General features: G+C 64.0%; 2 rRNA genes and 1 pseudogene. All 3 read left to right on the top strand.

Going from position 1 to position 709, the window contains the following annotated elements:
* A 23S ribosomal RNA gene (locus ACWDAS_RS02200) occupies positions 1-75 on the top strand; the annotation flags it as partial.
* Between the two features lie 106 nt (positions 76-181).
* A 5S ribosomal RNA gene (gene rrf / locus ACWDAS_RS02195) occupies positions 182-298 on the top strand.
* A 199-nt stretch (positions 299-497) separates the two neighbouring features.
* Positions 498-709: pseudogene (locus ACWDAS_RS02190) on the top strand (hypothetical protein); the annotation flags it as partial.

Genomic DNA, 709 nt, shown 5'->3' with positions numbered 1-709 from the left:
GGGTTGATAGGCCGGATGTGGAAGCCCAGTAATGGGTGGAGCTGACCGGTACTAATAAGCCGAGGGCTTGTCCATAGGTTGCTCGCGTCCACTGTTTGGTTCCCGGGTTGCGAACGGTCGCACCGGTTGAACCAGTCACTTAACTGAAGAGTGTGCTTGTTCGCCTAACACCCGATGGTGTTTCGGTGGTCATAGCGTTAGGGAAACGCCCGGTTACATTTCGAACCCGGAAGCTAAGCCTTTCAGCGCCGATGGTACTGCAGGGGGGACCCTGTGGGAGAGTAGGACGCCGCCGAACAATCTTTATGGACCCTCGGTCCTGGCCAAAGCGCTGGGACCGAGGGTTTTTCTTTTTGCGTGGTGCGCAGCTCGCGGACTGGTACGAGAGACTGGCACTACAGCAGTACGAACGACAGGAGTCACGTCGATGTCCAACTCGCCCGAGGAACGGCCGGAAAGGCCTGAGCGGCGCGGTCCGCGCCAGGGCGGCGACCGGGGTGGATACCGCAGTAGCGGCCCCCGGCGCGAAGGCGACCGGGCCGGCGGCGGTTACCGCCGCGATGACCGTCCGCGTGGACGGTACGAGGACCGGGGTCGCGACGACCGGCGTGACGACCGCGGCGGATTCCGCCGTGACGACCGTCCCCGTGAGGACCGTCCGCGCGATGACCGCCGTGACGACCGTGGTGGTTTCCGTCGTGACGACCGT

This window comes from Streptomyces sp. NPDC001070, from assembly GCF_053598835.1.
Note: the sequence above shows the minus strand (reverse complement) of the source record. Positions and strands in the feature narration are given on the sequence as shown.